This is a genomic window from Nocardiopsis sp. CNZ308 (genome assembly GCF_004217075.1).
Genome location: NZ_SHKJ01000001.1, coordinates 3,981,475 through 4,006,964 on the forward strand (window position 1 = coordinate 3,981,475; position 25,490 = coordinate 4,006,964).

Here is a 25,490-nt window from a genome sequence, read left to right on the forward strand (position 1 = left end):
GGGACACCCGTGGGGCGGTGGCGCTGATGCTGGTGCCGATCCTCATCGCCGTGGCCGGGGCGTTCACCCTGGCACTGGGTTCGGCCCTCCAGGAGCGCGACGCCGTCCGCGCCCCCGGCGGCCGGGTGGCGAAGGCGGGGTTCCTGCTGCACCTGCTGCGCCAGCCCCGCTGGATGATCGGCAGCATGGCCGCCGTCCTCGGCGCGGGACTGCACCTGGTGGCCCTCAGCGGCGCGCCGCTGACCATCATCCAGCCGATCGGCGTGACCGGCCTGCTGTTCGCCATCGTGCTGTCGGCCCTGTTCAACCGCCGCCGGGTCAGCCCCTCCCAGATCATCGCCGGAATCGCCGTCATGGTGGGCCTCACCGGGGTGATCTCCCTGTTCCCGCACACCGCCGACAGCCCCGTCATGAGCACCGGCACGGCGCTGGCGCTCACCGGGGTCGTCCTCGGCGCGGGAGCCGTCGTCCACTTCACGGCGCACCGGATGAACAACGGGACCCGGGCCCTCCTGCTCGCCCTGGCGGGCGGGGCGGCCATGGGCACCACGTCCGGCCTGGCCCGCGTCCTGGCCGCCAACGCCGTCGGGGACTGGACCAGCCTGATCAGCTGGCTGGCCCCGCTCGCGGTCGCCGCGGCGGTCTTCGGCGCCCTCCTGATGCAGAACGCCTACCGCACCGGGCACTTCACGGCCGCCTACGCGACCCTCCTGATCACCGACCCCGTGGTCGGCGTGGCCATCGGCGCCCTCCTCCTGGGCGAGGGCGCGCCGCGGACCCTTCCCGCCCAGATCGGCGCGCTGGTCTTCGCCTGCCTCGCCGTCGCCGGGACCATCGCCCTCGCCCAGGCGCGCCACCGCAACCCCGAGGTCGTCGCCGACACCGAACGCTAAGGAGAGACCACCATGGCCGAACGCCCGCTGCGCGTCCTGATCGCCAGCGACACCTATCCCCCCGACGTCAACGGGGCCGGATACTTCACCCACCGCCTGGCCGAGGGGCTGGCCGGGCGGGGGCACCGGGTCCACGTGGTGTGCCCCTCCGAGCGGGGCGAACCCCACGTCGCGGTCAACGGCTCGGTGACCGAGCACCGTCTGCGCTCGGCCCCCATCCCCTTCATGCGCGCCGCCGTCCCGCTGGGGATGGGCGGGCACATCGCCAGGGTCATCGAGCGCCTGGACCCCGACGTCGTGCACGCGCAGAGCCACTTCCCGCTCAGCCGCTCGGCGATGCGCAGGGGCCGTGCCGCCGGTGTCCCCGTCGTGCTCACCAACCACTTCATGCCGGACAACCTGTACGCGCACGCCCGGATCCCCGCGCCGATGCAGGAACTCGCGGGCCTCCTGGCCTGGAGGGACATGGTCCGGGTGGCGGGGGAGGCCGACCACGTGACCACGCCGACCCCGCGGGCGGCCCGGCTCCTGCGGGAGAAGGGGTTCACGCGAGGGGTCGAGGCCATCTCGTGCGGGATCGACCTGGAGCGGTTCCGCCCCCACGAGGACCCCGCCGCGGCGCGGCGGCGGTTCGGTCTGCCAGACCGGGACACGATCGTGTTCGTGGGCAGGCTGGACGCGGAGAAGAGGATCGACGACACCATCCGGGCGCTCGCGCGGATCGTGCCCGAACGCGACGCCCAGCTGGCCCTGGCCGGGACCGGCCAGCGCGAGGAGGAGCTGCGCGCGCTGGCCGCGGAGCTGGGGGTGGCGGACCGGGTGTTCTTCCTGGGGTTCGTCCCGGACGAGGACCTGCCCCTGGTCTACGCGGCGGGGGACGCCTTCGCCATCGCGGGTGTGGCCGAGTTGCAGAGCATCGCCACCCTGGAGGCGATGTCCACCGGTCTGCCGGTGGTGGCCGCGGACGCGATGGCGCTGCCGCACCTGGTGGAGGAGGGGGGCAACGGGTTCCTCTTCCCGCCGGGCGACCCCGTGCGCCTGGCGGACCGGCTGCTCCTCGTGCTCGGTCCCCGTCGGCGCGCGCTGGGCGAGGCCAGCCGTGAACTCGCGCGGCGGCACGACCACCACCGGTCCCTGGAGCGGTTCGAGGAGGTCTACACCCGCCTGCGGGGCAGGGCTCCCGCGCGGGTGGAGGGGCTGGTCGCCGCCTGAGGTGTCCGAAAGAGCCGTTTGGTTGATGTTTCGATTCTTCTGCCACTTTCCGTATTCTTTGCGTAGCGACCGGTGATGTTGTCCCCGTGCGGGATACACAAGATGTTGTGTGGTTCGAAGGGATCAGTGCACAGACCGGCCGGGGCAACCCCACCGAGGGCCTCACCGATCGGCTCGTCAGCGCCGAGCGGGAGGCGGGGTTCCACGAGCGCGACATGTCGGTGTTCGAACGCGAGCGCATCGACCTGGAGCACCGGGTGAACCGGATGGAGGCCGAGCTGGAGGCACTGCGCAAAAGAAGACTGGAAGCCTACGCCCGATGGTGGAACGCCCGAGACGACCGTGACCGGGCACTCCACGTCTGCCGCAGACTGCGCCGCCGGATCGACCGGACACGCGGCAGGGAGAAAGAGTGAACGACGACGAACGTGGTCCGGCCCCGGGGGGTTCGGGCCACGCGTCGTTCCACGGCGGCCCCTCCCGGAGGGCTCGCTCCGGGGCCGGAACGGACCGTTGCGCCCCGCCGAAGGGGACCGGGCCCTCGGCGGAGTCCGGCCGCGTGACCGCGGAGTACGGACCGGTGGGAACCGGCGGTCAGGCCACCATGATCCCGGCGATCTCCCTGTTCACCTGCTGCGCGGCGTCCCTCAACGCCGCCAGCGTCACCTGCACCGCAGGCCGCCTCGCCGCCACCGACCGCACCACCGCGTACACGTGCCGCTCGGGCGCGGACACCGGCAGCTTCCGGTAGACGAGCCCCGCCGGGGCCCCCACCATCGCCAGGGCTGGGACCGCGGCGATCCCGATCCCGCGCGAGACCAGGCTCAGCACCGTTCCCAGTCCCTCGAACTCCCAGGCCGCGGAGGGCAGTCCGCCCACCTCGGACAGGAGCCGGTCCGTTCCGTAGCGCGAACGCTCGCTCTCGGGAGTCACGATCCACGACTCGTTCAGCAGTCCCTCCAGCGCCACCGGCGTCGAGGGATCGGCCAGCGCGTGCCCCCGGGGCACCGCCAGCACCATCGGGTCGCGCATCAGGTTGATGTGCCGCAGGCCGCCCTCCGGCCCGCGCCCGGGGTGCTGTCCGGACCAGTCGTCGACCAGGGCGATGTCCACCTCCCGTGAGCGCACCTGCTGGGTCCCCGTCGCCAGCAGGGTCTGGCGCAGCAGCAGCTGCATCCCCTCGTGACGGCGCAGCGGCGGCACCAACAGCGGCGCGAACGCCACGGCGGCGGTCGGGAACGCCGTGACGGTGACCACTCCCAGCGCCAGGTCGGACTGCTCGGCGAGCACCGACTCGGTCGCCTCCACCAGCGCCAGGATGTCCTCGGCTTGGGCCACCAGCAGCCGTCCGGCGTCCGTGAGCTCGGCGCCCCGCGCGGAGCGGTCCAGCAGCGCGACGCCGGTCTCCCGCTCCAGGGTGGCCAGTTGCTGGGACACGGCCGAGGGCGTGTAACCGAGGGCGGCGGCGGTGGCGGCGATGGTCCCCCGGGCGCTGAACTCGCGGAGGACGTGCAGGCGACGCAGATCGAGCATAAGAAGAGCTTACGCTCAGCATCGAAAAGACGTGCTTGTACTGATGCCCGAACCTGGGCAGTGTGTGGGGTGACGGGCCGTCTTCCCAGGTGGAGCGGCAGTCCACGCATCACCCGCATTCACGACAAACCGGAGATGAGTCCTCGATGACCGTCACTGTGTCCGCGACCCTCGCCGTCAACGAAGCGCTCGCCGAGAAGCGCCGCCAGGGAGTCCGCGTGCTCCCCCTGGGCTTCGGCGAGGCCGGACTCCCGGTCCACCCCGTCATGCGCGACCGGCTCACCGCGGGGAACGGCGCCAACGCCTACGGGCCCGTCGCCGGGTCCGCGGCCCTGCGCGAGGCCGCCGCCGGGTACTGGGAGCGCCGCGGGCTGCCCACCGATCCCGGTCTGGTCATCGCCGGGCCCGGCAGCAAGCCGCTCCTGTACAGCCTCCTGCTGGAGATCGGCGGCGACACCGCGATCGCCGCGCCCAGCTGGGTCAGCTACGCCGCGCAGAGCCGCCTGGTGGGGCAGCGGCCCGTCATGGTCCCCACCGCCACCGGCGAGGGGGGCGTACCCCAGCCGGACCTGCTGCACGCCGCCGTCACCGCCGCCCGTGAGCAGGGGCGCACGGTCAACGCCGTCATCGTCACCGTCCCCGACAACCCGACCGGCACCGTGGCCGGAGCCGACACCGTCCGGCGCCTGTGCGAGGTGGCCCGCGAACTCGACCTGATCGTCATCTCCGACGAGATCTACCGCGACCTCCTCCACCCCGCGGCCCCCGGCGAGGAGCCCGCCGAGGTGCACAGCCCCGCCGAGTACGCGCCCGAGCGCACCGTCATCTCCACCGGGCTGAGCAAGAACCTGGCCCTGGGCGGCTGGCGCATCGGCGTCGTACGCCTGCCCGACTCCGAGATCGGCCACCGCCTGCGCGGCGGGCTGCTCGGGGTGGCCAGCGAGATCTGGTCGAGCCCGGCCGCCCCCGTCCAGGAGGCCGCCGCGCACGCCTTCACCGAACCCGCCGAACTCCTCGACCACGTCGACCGCAGCCGCCGTCTGCACGGCATCGTCGCCGGGGCGGTCACGGGGGCCTTCGTCCGCGCGGGCGCGAGCGTGGCCGCACCCCGGGCGGCCTTCTACCTCTACCCCGACTTCGAGCCGGTCCGGGAGCGGCTGGCCGCCCTCCACGGTGTGGCCACCGGCCCGGACCTGACCGGGCTGCTGCTGGACCGCTTCGGGATGGGCGTGCTCCCCGCCGCGGAGTTCGGGGAGGGCACGGAGGCCCTACGCATGCGGGTCGCCACCAGCCTGCTCTACGGCGACACCGAGGAACGCCGCTACGCCGCCCTCGCCGCCACGGACCCGCTGGCGCTGCCCTGGATCCGCGCACACCTGGACCGCCTCGACGAGGTCCTGGGCGCGCTGCTCCCCACGGGCGCCGACGCCGGGGCCGTCCCGCCCCGGTCCGCCGAACCACAGGCGGTCAGCTGACCGCTCCCCGCGTCCGCCCCGTTGTAAGGGGGCGGGGCGGACGCACCGTCATCCGGCCTCCCCCGGCCGCTCCTTCCGGGGGAGGCCGGATCCCTGTCCGGCCCCGTGCGGCGGGATGCCGCGGCCCCTCCGCGGCACACCGCCCCCACACCGGCGGCACGTTCGCGCCCCGGCCCGCAGCCCCTCCGTGCTCCCGTCCGGTACGGTCACCGCGTGGGCGCCGCCGCTTCGGCGCTCACCTCGGACCCGACGGTGCGCCATCCACCCCCGCCTCGCGCGCGGCCAGTTCCGCGCTGGAGGCGATCACCGCCCGGTAGTGGTCGAGCAGCTGCTCACCGACCGCCTCCCACGTACGGTGCTCCACCGAGGGCCGTGCGCCCCGCGCCATCCGCTCCCGCACCTGGCGGTTGTGGGCCAGCCGCCCCACCGCCACCCGCAGTTCGCGCACCGAGTCCGGGGCGTACAGCAGCCCGTTGTGTTCGGGCACCACCAGGTCCAGCGGCCCGCCCGAGGCGGGGGCCACCACCGGCACCCCCGAGGCCAGCGCCTCCTGGACCGCCTGGCAGAACGTCTCGTCCGCCCCGGTGTGCACGAACACGTCCATGGACGCGTACAGGCGCGACAGGTCGCCGCCGGTGCGCTGCCCGGTGAACACCGCGTCGGGCAGGCGCCTGCGCAGGCGCGCGCGCTCGGGGCCGTCACCCACCACGACCAGCCTGATCCCGCGCAGGCGGGACACGTGTTCGAGCATCTCCACCCGCTTGTCCCTGGCCAGCCGTCCCACGTATCCCACGATCGTCTCCCCGTGGGGAGCGAGCACGCGCCGCAGTTCCTCGTCGCGGTGCGCGGGGGAGAAGCGCTGGGCGTCGACCCCGCGGCGCCACAGGTCCAGACGGGGGAACCCCCGCGCGGACAGCGCCTCCATGGTGGCCGAGGACGGCGCCAGCGTGCGGTCCACCGCGGCGTGCGTGCGCCGCAGCAGCGACCACAGGGCGTCCCCGCCGGGCAGGCGGTAGCGCCCGGCGAAGCCGGGGAGGTCGGTCTGGAACACCGCCACGGTCGGCAGCGCCCACCTGCGCGCGGTCTCCACGGCCGCCGCCCCGAGCAGGGCGGGCGAGGCCAGGTGCAGCACGTCGGGGGAGAAGGCGCGGATCGCCGCGGTCATCACCCGCCGCGCGGGCAGCCCCACGGAGAAGTCGCGGTAGAACGGCAGTGGTACGGAGGCGAGTCGGACCACCGGGAAACCCGCGTAGGAGGAGGGGCCGGGCCCGGGGGCCAGCACCAGGGCCTCGTGGCCGCGCGCGGCCAACAGGTCGGCGACCCTGCACACGGAGTTGGTCACCCCGTTGACCTGGGGGAGGAAGGACTCCGTCACGATCGCCACCCTCAGCGGGCCCCGGGCGTCGGCCGGGAGCACGCGGTCGAGCGGGGGCGTGTGGGCGGCTGGAGCCCGGTGCCCGGCAGCGGGAACGCGAGCGGACGCGTGGTCGGCCGCGGTTCGGGGCGCGGCCGGGGGCGCGGAGGGTACGCGTGCGGCCGGGGACGGGTGAGCGGCCGGGGACATGCGCGTGGCCGGAGACGTACGGTCGGTCGGGGACATGCGGGTGGCTCCCAACGCCGGGGGGACGGCTGCCTACGCCGGGGACGGCTGTCTCCGACGCTAGGCTCGTGGGATGAACCTCGGTTTGGGTGCGGGGGAACCGCGCCCGAAGACCAGGCGTGGGCAGTCCGAGCGGTCGGTGACCGTGCCCGTGTGCCCGTGTGTCCACCGGGTGACTCCCCGGTGGATATGATTGCTGAATGTAGCCAATATATTGCTCTAAGGAGTCATGCGGTGACCCTCGTGGAATGGGCCGAAGCAGTCCGAAGCGAACTGGGCCTGACCGGCACCGAACCCCTCCGCAAGGAGGACGTCGACCGGGTGCTCGACCTCGCCCGGGACGCCGCCCACTCCGTGGCCCGGCCCGCCGCGCCCCTCACCACCTACCTCCTGGGCGTGGCGGTGGGACAGGGCGCGGACCCCGACGAGGCCGCGGCGGCCCTCAGCAGACTCGCCCTGGCCCAGGCCGACGAGGAGGACCGCGCCTGACACCCCGCCGTCGTCCGCGCTGGTCGGGGCCCTCCCGTCCGTGCCGACGGCTCCTCCCGTCCGTCCCGGCCGTGCCGTCGCGGCCGCGTTCGTGAGGAACGCGGCGTCCGGAGTCCGACCCGGTCGCGGCGGATCGTCGTGGTCGTAGCGACCGGCCCTCCGTACCGACCGCACCCGACCGCCTCGCGCGGGCCGCACCGGCTCCACCGGTTCCTCCGGGGCCGCCGCCGTCCGGGCGGAGCCCCGGGACCGGGCCCCCGGCGAGCGCGGAAGCCTCCGGAGGACACCGCCCCACCCGAGCGGTACGCGGAAATGGAACCGGAGGTTCCCGAAGAAACAGGCATGTGGAACACATGTGATGTGTTCGTTACGCGTCGATGCGATTCTTTGCCGATATCGCGGGCCTCCACCAGTGCCGAAGCGATCGCGAGGGCGTCGGATCCCCCGTACTTCAGTACCGGCGGCCTTCGTCCCCACACACTCACCGATAGGGAGATCCCCTGTGGACCAACTGCTCGAAATGGCGAGCCTCGCCAGCAGCATCATCTGGGGGCCCTTCGTCCTCATCCCGCTGCTGTTCGGTGTCGGCCTGTTCCTCACCGTCCGTCTCCGGTTGCTCCAGCTCTTCCGCCTGCCGCACGCGCTGTGGCTCGCCATCGTCCGGCGCAAGGAGGACGACTCCGTCGAGGGCGACATCTCCCACTACCAGGCGCTGAGCACGGCCCTGGCCGCCACCGTCGGCGTCGGCAACATCGCCGGCGCCGCGCTCGCCATCGGCGTCGGCGGCCCCGGCGCGCTGTTCTGGATGTGGGTCGTCGGCTTCCTCGGTATGGCCACCAAGTACAGCGAGGCCCTCCTCGGCGTGAAGTTCCGCCGCACCGACGCCAAGGGCGAACAGAGCGGCGGCCCGATGTACTACCTCAAGTACGGGATCCCCGGCGGCCTGGGAACCACTCTGGGCGTGGCCTTCGCGGTCTTCGGCGCCATCGCCGCCTTCGGTATCGGCAACGGCACCCAGGCCAACGCCGTCTCGCAGCAGATCACCAGCGTCACGCCGCTGGAGCCGTGGATGGTGGGCCTGGCCCTCGTGGTCCTCGCGGGCGCCGTCATCCTCGGCGGCATCAAGAGCATCGGCCGCGTCGCCTCCGGCCTCGTGCCGATCATGATCGTCGGCTACGTGGGCATCTGCCTGGTCATCCTGGCCGTCAACTGGGCCGCGATCCTCCCCGCGCTCCAGCTCGTGGTGACCGACGCCTTCACCGGCACCGCGGCCACGGGCGGCTTCGCCGGTGCGAGCGTCATGCTCGCCATCCAGCTGGGCTTCGCCCGCGGCATCTTCTCCAACGAGTCGGGCCTGGGCACCGGGGCCATCGCCGCCGCCGCGGCCAAGACCAAGCAGCCGGTCCGCCAGGCCATGGTCTCGATGACCCAGACCTTCATCGACACCATCATCGTGGTCACCATGACCTGCCTGGTCATCATCACCACCGGCGTCTGGGACGACGGTGAGGCGGACGGCTCCCTGATGACCAGCAACGCGGTCTCCGAGGGCCTGGGGTCGATCAGCCCCGTGCTCGCCCCGGCCGGCGCCGTCATCGTGGCCGTCGCGGTGGCCGTGTTCGCCTTCACCACCCTGCTCGGGTGGTCCTACTACGGCGAGCGCTGCATGGTGTTCCTGGGCGGACGCCGTCTGGTCCTGCCCTACCGCCTGGTGTTCATCGCCGTCATCTACGTGGGCGCGGTCGCCAGCCTGGACTCGGTCTGGCTGTTCAGCGACATCGCCAACGGCCTGATGGCCCTGCCCAACCTCATCGGGCTCCTGCTGCTGTCCCCGGTCATCGTGGCTGAGACGCGCAAGTTCTTCGCCCACCCCGACTGGAGGGACCCGGACAAGGTCATGGAGGACGTGACCAAGGTCTGACCCGGTAGGGGCCGCGCCTCCACCGGAGGTCGGAACGAGGAAGGGGGGACCGGCGCGGAGCCGGTCCCCCCTCGGCGTTCCCTCCTCCGGACGCCGCTGCTACCACCAGGCGTGGAAGTGGTGCACCGGGCCCTGTCCGCCGCCCGCGTCGATCTCGTCGGCGCGCCGGATGGCCTCGGTCAGGTAGTCCTTGGCGTCGCCCACCGCGGCGGCCACGTCCGGACGCTGCGGCAGCAGGGCCGCGATCGAGGAGGAGAGCGTGCACCCGGTGCCGTGCGTGTTGCGGGTGGCCACCCTCGGGGCGCGGAGCTCGACCGGGTCGGTGTCCCGGCCGACCAGGACGTCGACGCTCTCCCCGCCGGGCAGGTGGCCGCCTTTGAGCAGGACCCGGCGCGGGCCGAGCTCCAGCAGCCGCCAGGCCTGGGCGCGCATCGACGCCAGGTCGGTCGCCTCGGGCTCCTCCAGCAGGTCCGCGGCCTCGGGCAGGTTCGGGGTGACCAGGTCCGCGCGGGGCAGGAGCTTGGTGCGCAACGCGTCGACGGCCGAGGCCTCCAGCAGCCGGTCCCCGCTCTTGGCGACCATCACCGGGTCCACCACCACGTTCGGCAGCGCGTGGCGGTCGATCGCCTCGGCCACGGCCTCGGTGACCTCCGAGGTGCCCAGCATGCCCACCTTGACCGCGTGCACGTCGGCGTCGGCGAAGAGGGTGTCCATCTGGTGGGCGACGAACCGCGCCGGGATCGGGTGGACCCCGGTGACGCCGCGCGTGGACTGGGCGGTCAGCGCGGTGATCACCGTCATCCCGAAGGTCCCGTGCGCGGAGAAGGCCTTGAGGTCGGCCTGGACGCCCGCGCCCCCGCTGGGGTCGCTGCCGGCGATGGACACGATGTTGTACGCGCTCATGGCGTTCCTTCGCTAGTGCTAACTAGGGCAGGTTCGACGGGTGTGCTCTCAGCCGGGAACGTGTCCCGGCACCCCGCGCCTGGGCGGGGCCGCGTCGGCGGCCCCGGCCGTTGTGTGGTTGTCGGTGCGTTCCGGGCAGGATACCCACACAAGCGCGAAGGGGCCCGCCCGGGGATGCGGGCGGACCCCTGGAGGGGTTCACGGGGGGAGCCCCGGGGGAAGGCGCCTCAGGCGGAGGTGCCCTCGATCCGGCGGGCCTTGGTCCGCTTGTAGACGCGGGCCAGGATGAACCACAGCACCAGCAGGCCGATGATCACGACCACGATGTTGCTGATCACGCCGCTCCACTGGGCGAGGATGGGCTCGATGGCCGGGCCGAAGACGTAGCCGAGGCCGATCCAGATCGTGTTCCACACCGCGGAGCCGATGACCGTGTACAGCGAGAACTTGAACAGGGGCATCCGCTCGATCCCGGCGGGCACCGAGATGAAGCTGCGGACCAGGGGCACGCACCGGCCCAGCAGGACGGCGACGCCGCCGAAGCGGGTGAAGAAGCGCTCGGCCTTGTAGAAGTCCTCGATCTCCAGCAGCGGGGTCTTCTCGACCAGCCAGGCCGTGCGCTCGCGGCCCAGGAGCGCGCCGATCGCGTAGAAGCCCCACGCGCCGACCAGGCAGCCGATCGTCGCCCACAGGATGGCGAGCCACACGTTCATGTGTCCGGCGTAGGCGAGGAACCCGGCGCCGGGCAGGACCGCCTCACTGGGCATCGGCGGGAAGAAGGTCTCGATGAACAGCGCCACGCCGACACCGGGTTCGCCCAGGGTCGTCATCAGGCTCAGGACCCACCCGATGAATCCCTCGTACTCGTGGGCGACGCCGACGTCCGTCGTCGAGGCCGCGGTCAACAGCGGATTCGTTGTCATGCGGTTGTCGTTCCCGTTCTCAGGCGTGGGTGGGGGCCCGGTGGAGTTCGGCCTCCTCCATCCGGAGGCGCTTGCGGCGCTCCCAGACGATGGCCGCCGCCACGATCGCGAAGCCGACCGCCATCAGGGCGACCGTCAGCGGGACGTCGGTGGGAACCAGGAATGTGCGGTCCTCGTCCTGCCAGGGCCACAGGGCGCGCAGGGAACCGGCCATCAGGCCGGTGAGGACCACCAGGGTCATGTGGTGGAAGTTCTCCAGCAGGTGCTGGAGCAGCTTCACGAACAGCGACAGGCCGGTGAGCATACCGAGAGCGAACACCGACAGGTAGGCGATGTCCATGTCCCCGACCGCGCTGATCGTGGGCTCGTACAGGCCCAGAGTGAGCAGGATGAAGGATCCGGACAGCCCGGGCAGCACCAGGGCGCAGACGGCCACCGCCGCGGCGAGGAAGACGACGACCGGGTGGGTGGGCAGGTTGGCGCCGGGCAGGCCGGTGAGGAAGAACGCGCCCGCGGCGAAGACCAGGGCGACGAGGTAGTGCCAGGCCCGCCACTTCTGGCCCGCGCCGGTGTAGGGGATCCACAGGCAGGCCAGGACCAGGCCGAAGAACAGCGCGTACGCGTACTGGGTGTGGGCCTCGACCAGCGGGGCGAGGATCACGGCCGCCATACCGAGGAAGGCCACCATGCCGACGAGCGCGGGGACCAGCACGCTCCAGTCCACCTGGCGGAACTGCTCCTGGGCGCGTTCCCTCCCGCGTCCGCGCGGGACGTCGGTGACGTAGCGCTTGACACCGCTGACCATGTGGCCGGCGCCGCCGATGAGCTTGTCGTAGAGGCCGACGATGAGGGCGACCGTGCCGCCGCTGATACCGGGAAGGGCCTCCGAGGCGCCCACGGCGCCGCCGCGCACCGCGTTGAAGATGTAGCTGCCTACTGAGTTGGGCATCTGGGTTCTTGGGCGCGCTCCGGGCGGGGCCCGGGGAGGCGCGCCGTCCTCCGTCCTAGTGGTGTCACCGCACGCGCACCGTGTGCACGGGTGGAGGGGTGGGTCAAGGTGGTCCTCGCGGTCCACGGCTTCGACCGGAGGCGAGGTGGGCCGGTCGGCCCCGGCCGGGAGTGTGCGATCCGGTCGGAGCGGGGGAGGGAAACCGTGGGGCCCGGAACCAGGCGACGCCAGTCTAGCGGTGGCGGAGCGGTCGGAGAGCGGTGGGAAACATGCGCAACCCCTGTTTCGGCTGGGTAAGTCCGTATTGACCCTGTGCCCGAAATGAAGGGTCCCGTACCGCCCCGGTGCGGAGTTCCGCAGCGGGCGGCCGTGGAACCCGGGAGCCCGGCCGCGAGCGCCGCCTCGCACACGGACCCGCCTCCGGAGTCCGGCTCCGGGCCCGTCGCGGAGCCCGGCGGGGGTCCTGGAACCCGGACCGGGCTCAGGGAAGGTTCGGAACGGCCGGAGCGGGCGCACCGGCCCCGGTGACCGACGCCGCCCACCGGTAGTCCTGCTTGCCGACCGCCGTACGCCGCACCCGGTCCACGAAGTGCACGGTGCGCGGCACCTTGAACCCCGCCAGCCGCACACGGCAGTACGCGCGCAGCTCGGCCTCCTCCAGACGGGCGTTCGCGGCCAGCGAGACCAGCGCGGTCACCCGCTGCCCGAGGTACTCGTCGGGCGAGGGCACCACGATGGCGTCCTCCACCGAGGGGTGCGCCTTGAGCGCGGCCTCCACCTCCTCGGGGTAGACCTTCTCCCCGGCGGTGTTGATCACCGCGCTGCCGCGTCCCAGCAGCGCGATCGAGCCGTCGGCGTCCCACGTCCCGAAGTCGCCCGACAGCGCCCACCGGCGTCCCTCGGCGTCGGTGGGGAAGGTGCGCGCGGTCGCCAGGGGGTCGTTGTAGTAGCCCAGCGGGATCCGTCCGGTGCGCGCGATCCGCCCCACCTCCCGCGAACCCGGGGGCAGCGGGCGCAGGGACGCGTCCAGCACCGCGATGCTGCCGCCCATGGTGAAGCTGCGGCTGCCCGCGGGCCCGGCCCCGGACGGGGCCTCCGCCGGACCGGCCGGTTCGGCGCCGGTCGCCGACCCGCACACGCCCGTCTCCGAGCCACCGTAGGCGTCGGAGAGGGACACGTCCTCGCGCCAGGCGTGCCACAGGGCGCGCACCGCCGGGGTGAGCGGGGTGCCGCCGGAGCGGATCGAGGCCAGGTCCGGGCACAGTCCCGGTTCGGTGAGCAGGTGGCGGGCCAGCGGGCGGGCCATGGCGTCGCCCACCAGTTGGAGCACGTGCACGCCCTCCCGGTGCGCCGTCTCCAGCACCCGGTCCGGACGGAAGCTGCGGTCGGTGGACAGCACCACCCGCTTGCCGCACAGCAGCATGCTCAGCGCGTTCCACTGTCCGGCCGCGTGCATGAGCGGGCCGAGGACCAGCATGCGCTGCTCGAAGCAGCGCGCGGCGCGCTCGGCCACCTCCTGCGGGGTCCGGGCGCTGGGCGTGCCCGGAGCGCGGCGCTCCAGGGCCGCGCGGAAGATGTCCGCCTGCCGCCACAGCACGCCCTTGGGGTAGCCCGTCGTGCCGCCGGTGTAGAGCAGGTAGTGGTCCTCGCCGCTGGTCGGGGGCAGGACCGCGTCGTCGGGCGCCGAGGCCAGCGCCTCCTCGTAGTCGCGGCCCCGCGTCCCGCGCGCGGAGCCGTCCGCGACGAGCAGGACGTGGCGCAGCCGGGGCAGGTCGGAGCGGACCGTGGCCACCGCCCCGGCCAGCGAGTCCTCCGCGATCAGCGCGACCGCGTGCGAGTCGGCCAGGACGTGGCGCAGCTCGCCCGCGACGTAGCGGTAGTTGACGTTGACCGGGACCGCTCCCGCGCGCAGGACGCCGAGGAAGGACTCCACCCACTCGGCGCGGTTGAACGCCAGGACGGCGACGTGCTCGCCGGGGCGCACGCCCGCGCCGACCAGGTGGCGGGCCAGCCGCAGCGAGCGCTCGTGCAGGGCGCGGTAGGTGAGCCGCCGGGGACCGGCGACCAGGGCGGTCCGGCCGGGCACGGCCTCGGCGACCGCCGCGAACAGGCGGGAGAGGGAGAAGGGGGCGTCCGGGGACGCGGAGGTGGGCACGCCTGACCTCCCGGGCACGGTCGACGGGGCCGTCCACGGCTCGGGGCTCGCGGCGGCTGAGTGGCTGTTGGTGCGACCGTACCCCTCGGGGGAGGGCTCGACCGCCGTCGGGGCTGTGGAGCGCGTCACCAGGGGCGTTATCGCAGGTCACCATGGATGTGACGACCCCGCTCAGAGGGTGTGCGCGGCGTTTCGCGGACGGGTTTTCGGGCATCGCCTCCCAGCTGTGATCTCCCCCACCCCTTGTGGGCTCACCGGATCATCTGCTCAACTCTTGGGGACCTCCCGCCGCAGGGGCGCGATCCGGCCCGACGGTGGGTATCAACTGTCTGACATCGGTCAATGGTGATCGGAGCGGCTAGATGGGCAACACCCAGAACCTGGGACAGCGGGACTCCGCCGGGAACCCCGGTGGAGAGGCACTCTCCGGCGCGGACCACATCGCGCTCGCACGCGCGCGGTCGGCGCACAACTACTCACCCCTTCCCGTCGTGATCGCCGAGGGCCGTGGCGCCTGGGTGACCGACGTCGAGGGCAGAAGGTACCTGGACTGCCTGGCCGGGTACTCCGCCATGAACTTCGGCCACCACAACCCCGACCTGCTCGCGGCGGCGCACCGGCAGATCGACCGGGTGACCCTCACGAGCCGGGCCTTCTACAACGACCAGTTCGGCCCGTGGGTCAGCGCCCTCGCCGACATGGTCGGCAAGGAGAAGGTCCTGCCGATGAACACCGGCGCCGAGGCGGTGGAGACCGGCATCAAGGTGGCCCGCAAGTGGGCCTACGAGGTCAAGGGCGTGCCCGAGAACGAGGCGACCATCGTCGTGGCGGGCGCCAACTTCCACGGCCGCACCACCACCATCGTCTCCTTCTCGTCGGACCCGGAGGCCAGGACGGGTTTCGGGCCCTACACGCCGGGTTTCCGGTCCGTGCCCTACGGTGACGCCGAGGCCATCGAGGCCGCCATCGACTCCACGACCGCGGCGGTCCTCATCGAACCCGTGCAGGGCGAGGCGGGGGTGATCGTGCCGCCGGCGGACTTCCTGCCCCGGGTCAGGGAGATCTGCGACCGCGAGCGGGTGCTGTTCATCGCCGACGAGGTGCAGTCGGGCCTGGGCCGCACCGGGACGATCCGGGCCTGCGAGCACAGCGGGGTGGTCCCCGACGCCTACCTGTTCGGCAAGGCGCTGGGCGGCGGCATCCTGCCGGTGTCGGCGATGGTCGCCGACGAGGACGTGCTCGGCGTCATCCAGCCCGGCCAGCACGGCAGCACGTTCGGCGGCAACCCGCTGGCCGGGGCGGTCGGGAGCACGGTCGTGCGGATGCTCACCGAGGGGCCCTACCTGGAGAACACGCGCCGTCTGGGCGAGGTGCTCAAGCGCCGCCTCAAGGAGTTCGTCGGCGACGGGGTGGTGTCCGCGCGCAGCATCGGGCTGTGGGCGGGCATCGACGTCGACCCGTCGCTGGCCTCGGGCCGGGAGCTGTGCGAGCGCCTCGCCGACCACGGGGTCCTGGTCAAGGACACCCACGGCTCGACCGTGCGGATGTCGCCGCCCCTGGTGATCAGCGAGGAGGACCTCAACTGGGGTCTGGACCGCTTCGCCGAGGTGATCAAGGAGCTCCAGGCGGGCCGGTAGCGGCGACGCGGGGCCGGCGCTCCCCCCGGGTCAGGGGGCGTCGGCCTCGTTGCCGGGCGCCTCGGTGGCGAACTCCGGGTCCAGCGGCCCGCCCAGTTCCGACCTCAGCTGCTCGGGATCGACCTTGTCCAGGGTCTCCCGGGCCACGTAGACCTCCCGCTCGGGGCCCTCCACGATCTGCAGGCGCACCCGCTCGGCGATGGACAGCTGCCCCTGCGCGGTGGGGTGGAAGCTCGCCCGGTCCACGCGCAGGCCCTCGCCCAGCTGCCCGAGCACGATCCCGTTCAGCCAGGCCGCATCGGCGCTCACCTCGTGCCCGCTCAGGGCGGAGAAGGTGTTCACGTACTCCACGCTGCCGGTCCCGCGCCCGCCGTAGACGTCGCCGTCCACCCGGTAGACCGTGTCGCGGATGAGTTCGTTGAACCGCTGGGCCAGACCGTTCAGCCACAGCTGGTCGCTCCTGGTCAGCGTGTAGTACATGCCCGGGGGGTCCTCCGGGAACAGCCGCGGGTAGCCCAGCACCAGGACGCGGGCGTCGGGCGCGCGGTCGCGGACCTCCCCGAGGATCTCGGTCAGGGTCTCCTCGAAGGTCCTCATCCGCCTGTCGACCTCCTCCTCCTGCTCGACGCAGACGCTGCTCTCCAGGAGCGGCATCCGCACCATGCAGGTGCGCAGGACGGGGATGAACCCCAGGTCGTTGCCGCCGATGCCCAGGGTCACCAGGGACGTGTTCTCGGTGACCCGGTCGATCTGCGACTCGGAGGTGCCGATCTGCTCGATCATCTCCGAGCCCTTGTGGCTGCTGCACGCGTAGAAGGCCAGCGAACCGGTGAAGTCGAACTCCTCGGCGACCACCCGGGGGTAGGCGTTCTCCGAACGCCAGCAGCCGCCCGCCTCGGCGGTGTCGGGGGCGTAGTCGCCCGCGCCGTCACCGGAGGAGTAGGAGTCGCCCAGGGCCACGTAGTTGCCCCACAGCGCGGCCTCCTCGGGCTCCATCCGGACCCGCCAGTCGGTCTGCTCCTCCTCGGTGATCGGGGGGAGCTCCTCGGCCGGGCACACGCCGTCGGTGGTCTCGCACCACAGGGCGACCAGGCCCTCGCGGGTGGCGGGCAGCGCCAGGACGGCCACCATGACCAGGATCAGCGTGACCGAGACGGCGACGGCCACGCGGGACCGCCGACGCCGTCGGCGCGGGCGCCCGTCCCCGCCCTCTCCTCCGGAGTCGTCCCCGCCGCCGTCGGCCCCGTCGCCGGAACCGGCGCCGCCGTCCGAGCCGCCGGTGCCGCCCGGTCCCGCGCCGGTCGCGCCGTCGTCGGATCCAGCGGTGTCCGCCGGATCGCCGGTGCCGTTCGCGTCCTCGCCGCAGGGGTCCGCGGGGACCGGCTCCGGCGCCTCGGGGCCCTCACCACGTGCTGACACGGCCGCTATCGCCTCCCCGGGTCCCGGCGGACTGTCGTCACCTCCGCAAGACTATCCGGGACGGTTCGCCGCGATGACGTCCACGACCCGGTCGAGGTCGGCCCCGCCCAGCGTCGCCCGGGCGGTCAGCCGCAGCCGGGACCGGCCGTCGGGGACCGAGGGCGGGCGGAAGCAGCCCACGCGCACGCCCGCGGCCAGACAGGCGTCGCGCCAGGCCAGAGCGGCCTCGGGGGAGGGCGCCAGCACCGACACCACGGCGGCGTCCGGGGTGCTCGCGGGCAGTCCGCGCCCGCGCAGCCCCTCCGCCAGCCGCCGCGCGCGGTCGCGCACCGCTTCGGCCAACCAGGGCTGGGCGCGCAGCACGCGCAGCGCGGCCAGGGCCGCGCCCGCCGAGGCCGGAGCCAGGCCGGTGTCGAAGACGAACGTGCGCGCGGTCTCGGTCAGGTGGCGGACCACCCGGTGCGAGCCCAGCACCGCGCCGCCCTGGGAGCCCAGCGACTTGGACAGGGTCACCGACACCGCGACGTCGTCCGCGCCGCGCAGTCCGGCGGCGGTCGCCGTCCCGCTCCCGCCGGGCCCCACCACGCCCAGGCCGTGCGCGTCGTCCAGCAGCAGGGCGGCGCCGTGCCCGCGGGCCGCGCGCGCCAGGGCGGCCGCGTCGGTGAGGTCGCCGTCCACGGAGAACACGGTGTCGCTCAGCAGCAGGGCCCGTCCCCCGGCGGTCGCGAGCGCCTCGGCGGCCCGGTCGGCGTCGGCGTGGTCGTAGAGGGCCACGCGCGCCCCCGAGGCCCGGGCCAGCCGGGTCGCGTCGATGAGGGAGGCGTGGTTGTGCCGGTCGCACACCAGCAGGGGAGGGGCGCCGCCGTCCGGCGCGGCCAGCGCGGTGACCATCGCCAGGTTCGCCGCGTACCCGGACGAGAACACCAGCGCGGACTCGGTGCCGTGGAAGTCGGCGAGCTCGCGCTCCAGCTCCCGGTGCAGGCCGGTGTCCCCGGTGACCAGCCTCGATCCGCCCGCGCCCGCGCCCCACACGCGGGCGGCGTCCCCGGCGGCGGCCACCACGTCCGGGTGGCGCAGCAGCCCGAGGTAGTCGTTGCCCGCCAGGTCCAGCGGGCCGTCGGCCGCGGTCCGGGGCGTGGCGTGCCGCGTCAGCCCGGCCTCGGCGCGTGCGCGGGCGGCGCCGTCCAACCACGCGAAGGGGTGTCCCGGCGGCAGCGCCCGGGCGCGGCGCGCCCGGGCCGTGGCGCGCAGGGGCCACGGGCGGCGGGTGGGGGCGGCGGTGCTCGGCATACGCGGGACGGCCTCCTGGGTCGTGGGCGCGGTCGTGGTGGGGCGCACTCCGGTCGGATCGCGACGGGGGTCAGCGGCGCGCGGGGCGGGCGAGCCGCAGCGCGTCCGGCCCGGGCGGCTCCGTCGCCGCGGGTTCGGTCCGGGAGGCGGGGGCGCGTCCCCGGCGGGGACCGACCCAGCGGCGGCCAATCCCGCTGGGGCGGTCCGGTCCTTCGTGCCAGGGAGGCGTCTACGACTCTGCCCTCCCGCGCACCCGCGCGTCATTCGCCGAAGCCCACAAAGATCCGCCCGGATTCCTGGTGGGACCGCACGGGGGCGCGCACGGGCGCGGGGTGAACAATGGAGCCCCATGACGCCGACGTCCCCCGCGGTCCCCGGAGCCCGGGCGCCCGCGGACCGCTCCGCCCGGATCCGCGCCGCGGACACCGCCCACCTGTGGCACCCCTACACCACCGTTCCCGCCGCGGAACGGCCGTACGTGGTCACCGGGGCCGAGGGGGCGACGCTGACCCTGTGGTCGGAGGAGGGCGAGCGCCGCGTGGTGGACGCGATGTCGTCCTGGTGGTCGGCGGTGCACGGCTACCGCCACCCGGTGCTCGACGCCGCGGTGCGGCGGCAGGCCGACGCGTTCAGCCACGTCATGTTCGGCGGGCTCACCCACGGGCCCGCCGCCGACCTGGCCGAGGCCCTGGTGGCGATCACCCCGCAGCCGCTGGAGCACGTCTTCCTCGCCGACTCCGGCTCCGTGGCGGTGGAGGTCGCCATGAAGATGTGCATGCAGTACCACCGCTCCACCGGTCGGCCCCAGCGGCGCCGCTTCCTCACCTGGCGGGGCGGCTACCACGGCGACACCTTCCACGCGATGAGCGTGTGCGACCCCGACGGCGGCATGCACTCCCTGTGGGGCGACGTGCTGCCCGCCCAGGTGCACGCGCCCGCGCCGCCCTCCGGGTTCGGCGCCGAACCGGACCCCGGCTACGTGGCCGCCTTCGAGCGCCTGGCGGCCGAGCACGCCGACGAGTTGGCCGCGGTCATCGTCGAACCCGTGGTGCAGGGCGCGGGCGGCATGCGCTTCCACCACCCGGGCTACCTGCGGGAGCTGCGGCGGATCGCCGACGAGTACGGGCTGCTGCTCGTATTCGACGAGATCGCCACCGGCTTCGGCCGCACCGGCGAGCTCTTCGCCGCCGACCACGCCGGGGTCGCCCCCGACGTCATGTGCCTGGGCAAGGCGCTGACCGGCGGCTACCTGACCCTCGCCGCGACGCTGTGCACCGCGCGGGTGGCCCGCGGCATCGCCGGGGGCGAGGTGCCGGTGCTCGCCCACGGGCCCACCTTCATGGGCAACCCTCTGGCCTGCGCGACCGCGCTGGCCTCGGTGGACCTGCTGACCGGCGGAGACTGGAGGGGTGACGTGGCGCGGATCGGGACGGGCCTGCGCGAGGGCCTGGCACCGCTGGAGGGGCTGCCGGGCGTGCGCGAGGTGCGGGTGCTCGGCGCGATCGGGGTGGTGGAGCTGGAGGAGCCGGTGCGCACGGCCGAGGCGACGCGGGCGGCGGTGGAGGCGGGGGTGTGGCTGCGGCCCTTCCGCGAGCACGTGTACGCGATGCCGCCCTACGTGTGCACCTCGCAGGAGGTGGCCGCCGTCGCCGACGGGATGGCCGCCGCGGTGCGGGCCTGCCTGGGGGAGGAGCGCCGATGAGCGTCCTGGTGGTGACGGGGACCTGCACCGAGGTCGGCAAGACGGTGGTCACCGCGGCGGTGGCCGCGCTGGCGGTCGCGGCGGGACGGCGGGTGGCCGTGCTCAAACCCGCCCAGACCGGGGTGGGGCCCGGCGAACCCGGCGACGCCGACACCGTGGCCGCACTCGTCCCGGGCGTGACGACAGTGGAACTGGTCCGCTACCCCGAACCGCTGGCCCCCGCCACGGCCGCCGCCCGCAGCGGGGCCGAACCCGTGCGGGCCGAGGCGGTGGCCGAGGCCGTGTGGCGCCTGGCGGGCGCACACGACCTGGTGCTGGTCGAGGGGGCGGGCGGGCTGCTGGTGCGGCTCAACGCCGAGGGGCAGACCCTGGCCGACGTCGCCGTGCTGCTGTCCGCGCCGGTCCTGGTGGTGGCCCGGCCCGACCTGGGCACCCTGAACGCCACCGCGCTGACCGCCGAGGCGCTGCGCACCCGCGGCCTGTCCCCGGCCGGGGTGGTGGTGGGGTCCTGGCCGGACCGCCCGGACCTGGCCATGCGCTGCAACCTCACCGACCTGTCCGCCATGGGGGCGGGTCCCCTGGCGGGCGCCGTGCCGCGGGGCAGCGGGGCGCTGGGCCCGCGCGCGTTCGCGGACGTGGCCCGCCGCTCCCTGGCGCCCCGCCTCGGCGGGGTCTGGCGGGTCGGCGCCGGGGCCGGGGTCAGGCCGGAGGGGGAACCGGCGAGGACAGGGTGAACGCCCGCGCGCCCGGACCGTGCGCGCGCAGCCACGCCGCGCGCTCCCCGGCCTCCTCCGGCGACACCGGGGTCCCCGCCGCCGACCACCACAGAGTGCGCTCCACCTCCGGGAAGGCGCCGCTGGCCGCGCGGAAGGCCAGCACGTCCCGGTGCGCCGCCTCCACGAAGGACCGCAGGTCGCCGGGGGAGCGCCACAGCGAGACGAGGCGGACGCGGCCCCCCTCGTCGAGGAAGTGGACCTCCTCCAGGTGGCCGGGGTCCCGCCGGGCCCGTTCGCGCAGGGCGGCGGCGAACGCGCCGAGGTGACGGCGGTCGCCCCGCAGGACGCGCGCCTCCACGAGCACCGGCCAGCCGGTGTGGAGCGCGCGACCGCGCTCACCGACGGGGTTCGGACGGCGGCGGGGCGTGCGGCGGACGGTGTCGTGTCGGCGCTGGGCGAGGAATGGCATGACCGCTCCCGGGGATTGGACTGCTGATGTGGGGTCCACTTCGGCTCTGGTGGTATCCCCTCTGGCGATGCCAGTATGGAATCCGGGGACCACTCCCCACAGATCCAATGGAGGGGAAAATGGACTCTTCCCGGAGTTCCGCCGAACTCGCCGACCTCCTCGGCGCCTGGCCACGGGGCGGCGGGCCCCTCTACCGGCGCCTCGCCGACACCCTGCGCCAGCTGGTCGACCAGGGCAGCCTCACCCCCGGTGAGCGCCTGCCCTCCGAACGCTCCCTCGCCGCCAGCCTCCGGGTGAGCCGCACCACCGTGGTCTCCGCCTACGACGCCCTGCGCGCGGACGGCATCCTCGACAGCAGGCAGGGCAGCGGCACCCGTGTCAGCAGCCGGGTCGCGCCCGTGCGCTCGGACGGCTGGACCGCCAACGGCACGGGCAACCCCATGTACCGCAACCTCTTCCAGCACGAGGAGGGGCTCATCTCGGCCGCCTGCCTGACCACCCCCGCGCTCCCCGGTGTGGAGGAGGCCATCCGCCGGGTCGTGGCCGAGGACCTGCCCGCGCTCATGGCCGAGGGCAGCTACCACCCCAGCGGCCTGCCCGCGCTGCGCCGGGCCGTCGCCGACCACTACACCGCCCGGGGCCTGCCGACCACCGCCGACCAGATCGTCGTCACCACCGGCGCCCACCAGGCCGTCAACCTGGTCGCCCAGCTCTACCTGCGCAACGGCTCGCCCGTCGTGGTGGAGGACCCCAGCTTCGCGGGCTGCCTGGACCTGATGGGCGACCGGGGCGCCCGCTTCCTGCCCGTGCCCCTGGACGAACAGGGCCTGGACGCCAACGGCGTGCGCCGCGCCGTGGCCGAGCACGCGCCCCACCTCGTCTACACGATGCCCTCGTACCACAACCCCACCGGCACGATGATGTCCGCGGCGCGCCGCCGCGAGCTGGGCGAGCTGTCCGCCCGTCACGGCGTTCCGGTGCTGGAGGACCACGCCTACACCGGCCTGCGCGCCCCCGACGAGCCCCCGCCGCTGGCCGCGTTCGCCCCGCGCGGGGCCGAGGTCATCACCGTGGAGTCGCTGTCCAAGGTCGGCTGGGCCGGGCTCCGGCTGGGCTGGCTGCGCGCGCCCGCCGAGATGGCCCTGCGCCTGAGCCGCCGCAAGGTCCTCGCCGACCTGGCCAGCCCTCTGCTCGACCAGGCGGTGACCGTGCGCCTCCTGGAGCGCTACGACGAGCTGTCCCGGCAGCGCTCCGCGCTGATGCGCGAGGCCCTCGACCACATGGAGGAGCTGCTGCGCGGGGCCCTGCCCTCCTGGGAGTGGCGGCGCCCCGACGGCGGGGCGGCGCTGTGGGTGCGCCTGCCCGGGGTGGAGGCCCGCGCCTACGTGCAGGTCGCGCTCTGCCACGACGTGGAGCTGGTCCCGGGCTCGGTGATGTCGGCCTCCGGAGGGGAGCGCCACGCCGAGTGGTTCCGGCTGCCCTTCGCCTACGACGCCCCCACCCGCGAGGAACTGGTCTGGCGGCTGGCGCGGGCCTGGCGCGAACTCGACCGCCACGGGCCGGTGGAGGCCGATCCGGTCCGCCTCGTGGTCTGACCCGCCGGGGCGGGGCGGGGCTCGGCGTGAACGGGGTCGGGGAGAGGCGGACCCGTACACGCGCGAGGGCGGCATCACCGGTGGGTGGTGCCGCCCTCCGCCGTGTCCGGCGACGAGCCGGACGGGGGACCGGGACTAGCCGATCTTGACCCCGCGGGCGTTGGTGAAGCGCTCCTGGACGTCGGCCCAGTTGACCACGTTCCAGAACGCCTTGGCGTACTCGGCCTTCACGTTCTTGTACTGGAGGTAGAAGGCGTGCTCCCACATGTCCAGCATCAGCAGCGGAACGGAGCTGAGGGCGGTGTTGCCCTGCTGGTCGTAGAGCTGCTCGATGACCAGGCGCTGACCCAGCGCGTCCCAGGCCAGGATCGCCCAGCCCGAGCCCTGGATGGTGGTGGCCACGGCGGTGAAGTGCGCGCGGAAGGCGTCGAAGGAGCCGAACTGGTCGTCGATGGCCGCGCCCAGCTCGCCCTCGGGCTTGTCACCGCCCTCGGGGGACAGGTTCTTCCAGAAGACGGAGTGGTTGACGTGGCCGCCCAGGTTGAAGGCCAGGTTCTTCTCCAGCATCGGGATGGTGCCGAAGTCGCCGGTCTCCCGGGCCTCCGCCATCTTCTCCAGAGCCGTGTTGGCACCGGCGACGTAGGTCGCGTGGTGCTTGTCGTGGTGCAGCTCCATGATCTGACCGGAGATCCACGGCTCCAGGGCCGCGTAGTCGTAGGGCAGTTCGGGAAGCGAGTACGGCGCAGACATCTCTGACGCACCTTTCCAATGACGCGGTTCGTCGTGTTCACCAGCGATGGGATCGCCTAGGCAGCAAGCTATCAGTCGGGCGGCGGCTCACCCGATGTCAGGCTCTTTACACTCCGGCTCGGGAATAAACCGGGGCCGCCGACCCCGGTCAGGAGCGCCCGGACCCGTGCCCGCGGCCGCCGCCCCTCGGTGGAGCGGTCCCCGCGCGGACGGTCCGCGCGCTCGGTCCTACCGCCGCCTCCTCCCCGCACTGCCCGGCACGGCCGATCCCAATCCTGGCTTTCGCGGTGAAATCGCCGGGGTCGCGGACGCGATCACGGCGGACTCCGCGGAAAACATCGGCCGGTGTCCGCCGTGATCGCGCCGAATTCGCAGGTGGGTGAGGAAGAATTGGCCGTCGTGCTCCAAACGCCACACGCCCGTCCGAGCCCGGGCCCCCGCGCCGCCGCGCGGGAGGTCCCGCGGGAGGCCAGCGGGCGGTGGGGGCGGGTCCGCCGACGCTCCGGGAAAACCCCGGATGCGCGCACATGAGAAGCGCGTGATGCGCGGGTGAACGGAAGGCGAATTGCGTGTAATCCAGGTTTCGATTCCCCTTCGGGGGCGTCCGTTATTTCCTCGAAGGGCTAAGGTCGAAACCGTCTGAGCAGATTGCCGTCCTCCCCGAAACACCGGGCGAAGCGGCAGTTCAGTGCCGGGAAACCAGCCCTTCCCCTCTCGTCCCCCCCGCGGCCCGCGCCCGGCGGAACCGTGTCGAAACTCCCGTGGAGGTATCCGCCCATGCGGTCGCTTCGCAGCCGTCTCCGTCCACTCCTGGTCACCGGCGCGGTGGTCGGCGCCGCCGTGCTCTGCGTGCCAGCCGCCCTGGGGATCGCGGGCCTGATCGGCTGGACGGACGTGCTCATCCTCACCTTCCTCGGCCTGCTCGCCGGTGCCGTGGGCGTGCTCGGGCTGGGCACGCTGCTCCTGTCCCGCAGGGTGGGCGCCCTCTCCAGGAGCGTGTCCACCTCGATGGAGGCCCACAGCCGCAGCGTCGCCGAGACGCTGGGGCGCGACCGTCTGGAGGCCGCCCTGGCCATGGACGGCGTCCGCGAACGCGTCGCCCACCTCCAGGACCACGCGCTCCCCAAGGTCAGCCGCGAGATCAGGAACGTGGTCACCGCGCGGGGCCGCGACGACTACGAGCAGCAGGTCGCCTGGACCGAGCTGCGCGAGTACCTGGACACCGCCGCGTTCATGCCGCCCCTGCGCGGCTGGGCCGCCTCCCCCGACGTGCTCCGCATCCTGGTCCGCCAGATCGACCGGCTGCGCCCCGGCCTGGTCGTGGAGTGCGGCAGCGGCGCCTCCAGCGTCTGGATCGGCTACGCCCTGCGCCGCGCGGGCACCGGCAGACTCGTCGCCGTCGAGCACGACGCCCGCTACGCCGAGCTCAGCCGCGAACTGGTGGCCGCGCACGGCCTCGACGACATCGTCGAGGTCCGGCACGCCCCGCTGGTCCAGACCCCGAACACCACGGTCACCGTCAACGGCGAGGAACTGCCCACCGCCGACCGCTGGTACGACACCTCGGTCTTCGCCGACCTGGAGGGCGTCGGCCTGGTGTTCGTCGACGGCCCGCCCCAGGCCACCGGCCTCCAGGCCCGCTACCCCGCGCTGCCGGTCCTGCTGCCGCGCTGCACCGAGGACGCCGTCATCGTCCTGGACGACGCCGCGCGCGTGGACGAGCGCGCCATCGGTGACCGCTGGCTGGCCGAGCACCCCGAACTCCAGCGCGTCGAGGAGGCCGCCGAGAAGGGCGCCCACGTCTTCAGCCGCAAGGGCGTCTAGCCAACGCCGCGTTCCCACGCACCGCCTGACGGGCT

Annotated in this window: 21 protein-coding genes and 1 riboswitch; of the genes, 11 read left to right on the plus strand and 10 right to left on the minus strand. The window is 73.8% G+C overall.

The genetic code is table 11. The annotated features are described in order from the left end of the window. The first annotated feature begins 26 nt into the window (after positions 1-26). The 3 genes from EV372_RS17250 to EV372_RS17260 all read left to right on the plus strand — a co-directional run bounded on the left by EV372_RS17250 (position 27) and on the right by EV372_RS17260 (position 2,521). Positions 27-893 (plus strand): DMT family transporter, encoded by an 867-nt coding sequence (locus EV372_RS17250; protein WP_197044274.1) that lies wholly within the window; start codon positions 27-29, stop codon positions 891-893. A gap of 12 nt (positions 894-905) precedes the next feature. After that, complete coding sequence (locus tag EV372_RS17255) at positions 906-2,105, plus strand: glycosyltransferase (RefSeq protein WP_130396807.1); 1,200 nt, start codon at positions 906-908, stop codon at positions 2,103-2,105. 107 nt (positions 2,106-2,212) lie between these two features. After that, positions 2,213-2,521 carry a hypothetical protein gene (locus tag EV372_RS17260; protein ID WP_013151635.1) on the plus strand — a complete coding sequence of 103 codons (309 nt, stop codon included), beginning with the start codon at positions 2,213-2,215 and terminating at the stop codon, positions 2,519-2,521. Between the two features lie 178 nt (positions 2,522-2,699). Here the strand turns inward: EV372_RS17260 and EV372_RS17265 are convergent, their stop codons facing one another. Continuing rightward, positions 2,700-3,638, minus strand: a complete 939-nt coding sequence (locus EV372_RS17265) for a LysR family transcriptional regulator (protein ID WP_130396808.1) — start codon at positions 3,636-3,638, stop codon at positions 2,700-2,702. A gap of 146 nt (positions 3,639-3,784) precedes the next feature. Between EV372_RS17265 and EV372_RS17270 the strand changes: the two genes are divergently transcribed. Next, complete coding sequence (locus EV372_RS17270) at positions 3,785-5,113, plus strand: pyridoxal phosphate-dependent aminotransferase (RefSeq protein WP_130396809.1); 1,329 nt, start codon at positions 3,785-3,787, stop codon at positions 5,111-5,113. Between the two features lie 235 nt (positions 5,114-5,348). Here the strand turns inward: EV372_RS17270 and EV372_RS17275 are convergent, their stop codons facing one another. After that, positions 5,349-6,488 carry a glycosyltransferase family 4 protein gene (locus tag EV372_RS17275; protein WP_486483992.1) on the minus strand — a complete coding sequence of 380 codons (1,140 nt, stop codon included), beginning with the start codon at positions 6,486-6,488 and terminating at the stop codon, positions 5,349-5,351. A gap of 459 nt (positions 6,489-6,947) precedes the next feature. On the opposite strand from EV372_RS17275, the gene EV372_RS17280 reads away from it, so the two are divergent. Together EV372_RS17280 and EV372_RS17285 are read left to right on the plus strand one after the other, a co-directional pair. Beyond that, positions 6,948-7,202 carry a DUF6457 domain-containing protein gene (locus EV372_RS17280; protein WP_013151639.1) on the plus strand — a complete coding sequence of 85 codons (255 nt, stop codon included), beginning with the start codon at positions 6,948-6,950 and terminating at the stop codon, positions 7,200-7,202. 502 nt (positions 7,203-7,704) lie between these two features. After that, positions 7,705-9,123 (plus strand): alanine/glycine:cation symporter family protein, encoded by a 1,419-nt coding sequence (locus EV372_RS17285; RefSeq protein ID WP_130396811.1) that lies wholly within the window; start codon positions 7,705-7,707, stop codon positions 9,121-9,123. Between the two features lie 99 nt (positions 9,124-9,222). Here EV372_RS17285 and thiD read toward each other — a convergent pair whose 3' ends face one another. The 4 genes from thiD to EV372_RS17305 form a co-directional block, all read right to left on the minus strand. Next, the gene (gene thiD, locus EV372_RS17290) at positions 9,223-10,026 is read right to left on the minus strand and encodes a bifunctional hydroxymethylpyrimidine kinase/phosphomethylpyrimidine kinase (RefSeq protein WP_130396812.1); all 804 of its coding nucleotides are present in this window, start codon (positions 10,024-10,026) and stop codon (positions 9,223-9,225) included. Next, positions 10,014-10,112: riboswitch (TPP riboswitch) on the minus strand. It overlaps the preceding gene by 13 nt. Before the next feature lie 141 nt (positions 10,113-10,253). After that, positions 10,254-10,949 (minus strand): DedA family protein, encoded by a 696-nt coding sequence (locus EV372_RS17295; protein ID WP_253797010.1) that lies wholly within the window; start codon positions 10,947-10,949, stop codon positions 10,254-10,256. Between the two features lie 19 nt (positions 10,950-10,968). Next, on the minus strand, positions 10,969-11,898 hold the full coding sequence (locus EV372_RS17300) for a DUF368 domain-containing protein (protein ID WP_130396813.1): 930 nt from the start codon (positions 11,896-11,898) through the stop codon (positions 10,969-10,971). A gap of 481 nt (positions 11,899-12,379) precedes the next feature. Then, positions 12,380-14,053, minus strand: a complete 1,674-nt coding sequence (locus EV372_RS17305; protein WP_130396814.1) for an acyl-CoA synthetase — start codon at positions 14,051-14,053, stop codon at positions 12,380-12,382. Between the two features lie 362 nt (positions 14,054-14,415). Between EV372_RS17305 and rocD the strand changes: the two genes are divergently transcribed. Next, a complete protein-coding gene (gene rocD / locus EV372_RS17310) occupies positions 14,416-15,690 on the plus strand; it encodes an ornithine--oxo-acid transaminase (protein WP_019606821.1) in 1,275 nt (424 codons plus the stop codon). A 30-nt stretch (positions 15,691-15,720) separates the two neighbouring features. On the opposite strand, the gene EV372_RS17315 is transcribed toward rocD, so the two are convergent. Together EV372_RS17315 and EV372_RS17320 are read right to left on the minus strand one after the other, a co-directional pair. After that, positions 15,721-17,109 carry an SGNH/GDSL hydrolase family protein gene (locus EV372_RS17315; RefSeq protein WP_130396815.1) on the minus strand — a complete coding sequence of 463 codons (1,389 nt, stop codon included), beginning with the start codon at positions 17,107-17,109 and terminating at the stop codon, positions 15,721-15,723. 51 nt (positions 17,110-17,160) lie between these two features. Further along, positions 17,161-18,399 carry an 8-amino-7-oxononanoate synthase gene (locus tag EV372_RS17320; protein WP_130396816.1) on the minus strand — a complete coding sequence of 413 codons (1,239 nt, stop codon included), beginning with the start codon at positions 18,397-18,399 and terminating at the stop codon, positions 17,161-17,163. 349 nt (positions 18,400-18,748) lie between these two features. Here EV372_RS17320 and EV372_RS17325 point away from each other — a divergent pair, with 349 nt between their 5' ends. Together EV372_RS17325 and bioD are read left to right on the plus strand one after the other, a co-directional pair. Further along, positions 18,749-20,101 carry an adenosylmethionine--8-amino-7-oxononanoate transaminase gene (locus EV372_RS17325; RefSeq protein WP_130396817.1) on the plus strand — a complete coding sequence of 451 codons (1,353 nt, stop codon included), beginning with the start codon at positions 18,749-18,751 and terminating at the stop codon, positions 20,099-20,101. Further along, complete coding sequence (bioD, locus tag EV372_RS17330; RefSeq protein WP_130396818.1) at positions 20,098-20,835, plus strand: dethiobiotin synthase; 738 nt, start codon at positions 20,098-20,100, stop codon at positions 20,833-20,835. Before EV372_RS17325 ends, bioD begins: the two co-directional genes overlap by 4 nt. Here the strand turns inward: bioD and EV372_RS17335 are convergent. Then, positions 20,801-21,286 carry a DUF3291 domain-containing protein gene (locus tag EV372_RS17335; protein WP_130396819.1) on the minus strand — a complete coding sequence of 162 codons (486 nt, stop codon included), beginning with the start codon at positions 21,284-21,286 and terminating at the stop codon, positions 20,801-20,803. The two genes, bioD and EV372_RS17335, sit on opposite strands and share 35 nt — an antisense overlap. 119 nt (positions 21,287-21,405) lie before the next feature. Here EV372_RS17335 and EV372_RS17340 point away from each other — a divergent pair, with 119 nt between their 5' ends. Then, on the plus strand, positions 21,406-22,881 hold the full coding sequence (locus EV372_RS17340) for an aminotransferase-like domain-containing protein (RefSeq protein WP_130396820.1): 1,476 nt from the start codon (positions 21,406-21,408) through the stop codon (positions 22,879-22,881). 135 nt (positions 22,882-23,016) lie between these two features. On the opposite strand, the gene EV372_RS17345 is transcribed toward EV372_RS17340, so the two are convergent. Next, positions 23,017-23,631, minus strand: a complete 615-nt coding sequence (locus EV372_RS17345; RefSeq protein ID WP_013151670.1) for a superoxide dismutase — start codon at positions 23,629-23,631, stop codon at positions 23,017-23,019. Positions 23,632-24,408: 777 nt separating this feature from the next. On the opposite strand from EV372_RS17345, the gene EV372_RS17350 reads away from it, so the two are divergent. Then, the gene (locus EV372_RS17350) at positions 24,409-25,455 is read left to right on the plus strand and encodes a class I SAM-dependent methyltransferase (RefSeq protein ID WP_130396821.1); all 1,047 of its coding nucleotides are present in this window, start codon (positions 24,409-24,411) and stop codon (positions 25,453-25,455) included. Positions 25,456-25,490 lie beyond the last annotated feature (35 nt).

Excerpts from the sequence above, each read along its gene's own strand:
- EV372_RS17320 (WP_130396816.1), bottom strand. The coding sequence starts at position 18,399 with ATGCCGAGCACCGCCGCCCCCACCCGCCGCCCGTGGCCCCTGCGCGCC.
- EV372_RS17300 (WP_130396813.1), bottom strand. The coding sequence starts at position 11,898 with ATGCCCAACTCAGTAGGCAGCTACATCTTCAACGCGGTGCGCGGCGGC.
- EV372_RS17325 (WP_130396817.1), top strand. The coding sequence starts at position 18,749 with ATGACGCCGACGTCCCCCGCGGTCCCCGGAGCCCGGGCGCCCGCGGAC.
- EV372_RS17250 (WP_197044274.1), top strand. The coding sequence starts at position 27 with ATGCTGGTGCCGATCCTCATCGCCGTGGCCGGGGCGTTCACCCTGGCA.
- EV372_RS17350 (WP_130396821.1), top strand. The coding sequence starts at position 24,409 with ATGCGGTCGCTTCGCAGCCGTCTCCGTCCACTCCTGGTCACCGGCGCG.
- EV372_RS17335 (WP_130396819.1), bottom strand. The coding sequence starts at position 21,286 with ATGCCATTCCTCGCCCAGCGCCGACACGACACCGTCCGCCGCACGCCC.
- rocD (WP_019606821.1), top strand. The coding sequence starts at position 14,416 with ATGGGCAACACCCAGAACCTGGGACAGCGGGACTCCGCCGGGAACCCC.
- bioD (WP_130396818.1), top strand. The coding sequence starts at position 20,098 with ATGAGCGTCCTGGTGGTGACGGGGACCTGCACCGAGGTCGGCAAGACG.
- EV372_RS17340 (WP_130396820.1), top strand. The coding sequence starts at position 21,406 with ATGGACTCTTCCCGGAGTTCCGCCGAACTCGCCGACCTCCTCGGCGCC.
- EV372_RS17255 (WP_130396807.1), top strand. The coding sequence starts at position 906 with ATGGCCGAACGCCCGCTGCGCGTCCTGATCGCCAGCGACACCTATCCC.
- EV372_RS17265 (WP_130396808.1), bottom strand. The coding sequence starts at position 3,638 with ATGCTCGATCTGCGTCGCCTGCACGTCCTCCGCGAGTTCAGCGCCCGG.
- EV372_RS17295 (WP_253797010.1), bottom strand. The coding sequence starts at position 10,949 with ATGACAACGAATCCGCTGTTGACCGCGGCCTCGACGACGGACGTCGGC.
- EV372_RS17270 (WP_130396809.1), top strand. The coding sequence starts at position 3,785 with ATGACCGTCACTGTGTCCGCGACCCTCGCCGTCAACGAAGCGCTCGCC.
- EV372_RS17345 (WP_013151670.1), bottom strand. The coding sequence starts at position 23,631 with ATGTCTGCGCCGTACTCGCTTCCCGAACTGCCCTACGACTACGCGGCC.
- thiD (WP_130396812.1), bottom strand. The coding sequence starts at position 10,026 with ATGAGCGCGTACAACATCGTGTCCATCGCCGGCAGCGACCCCAGCGGG.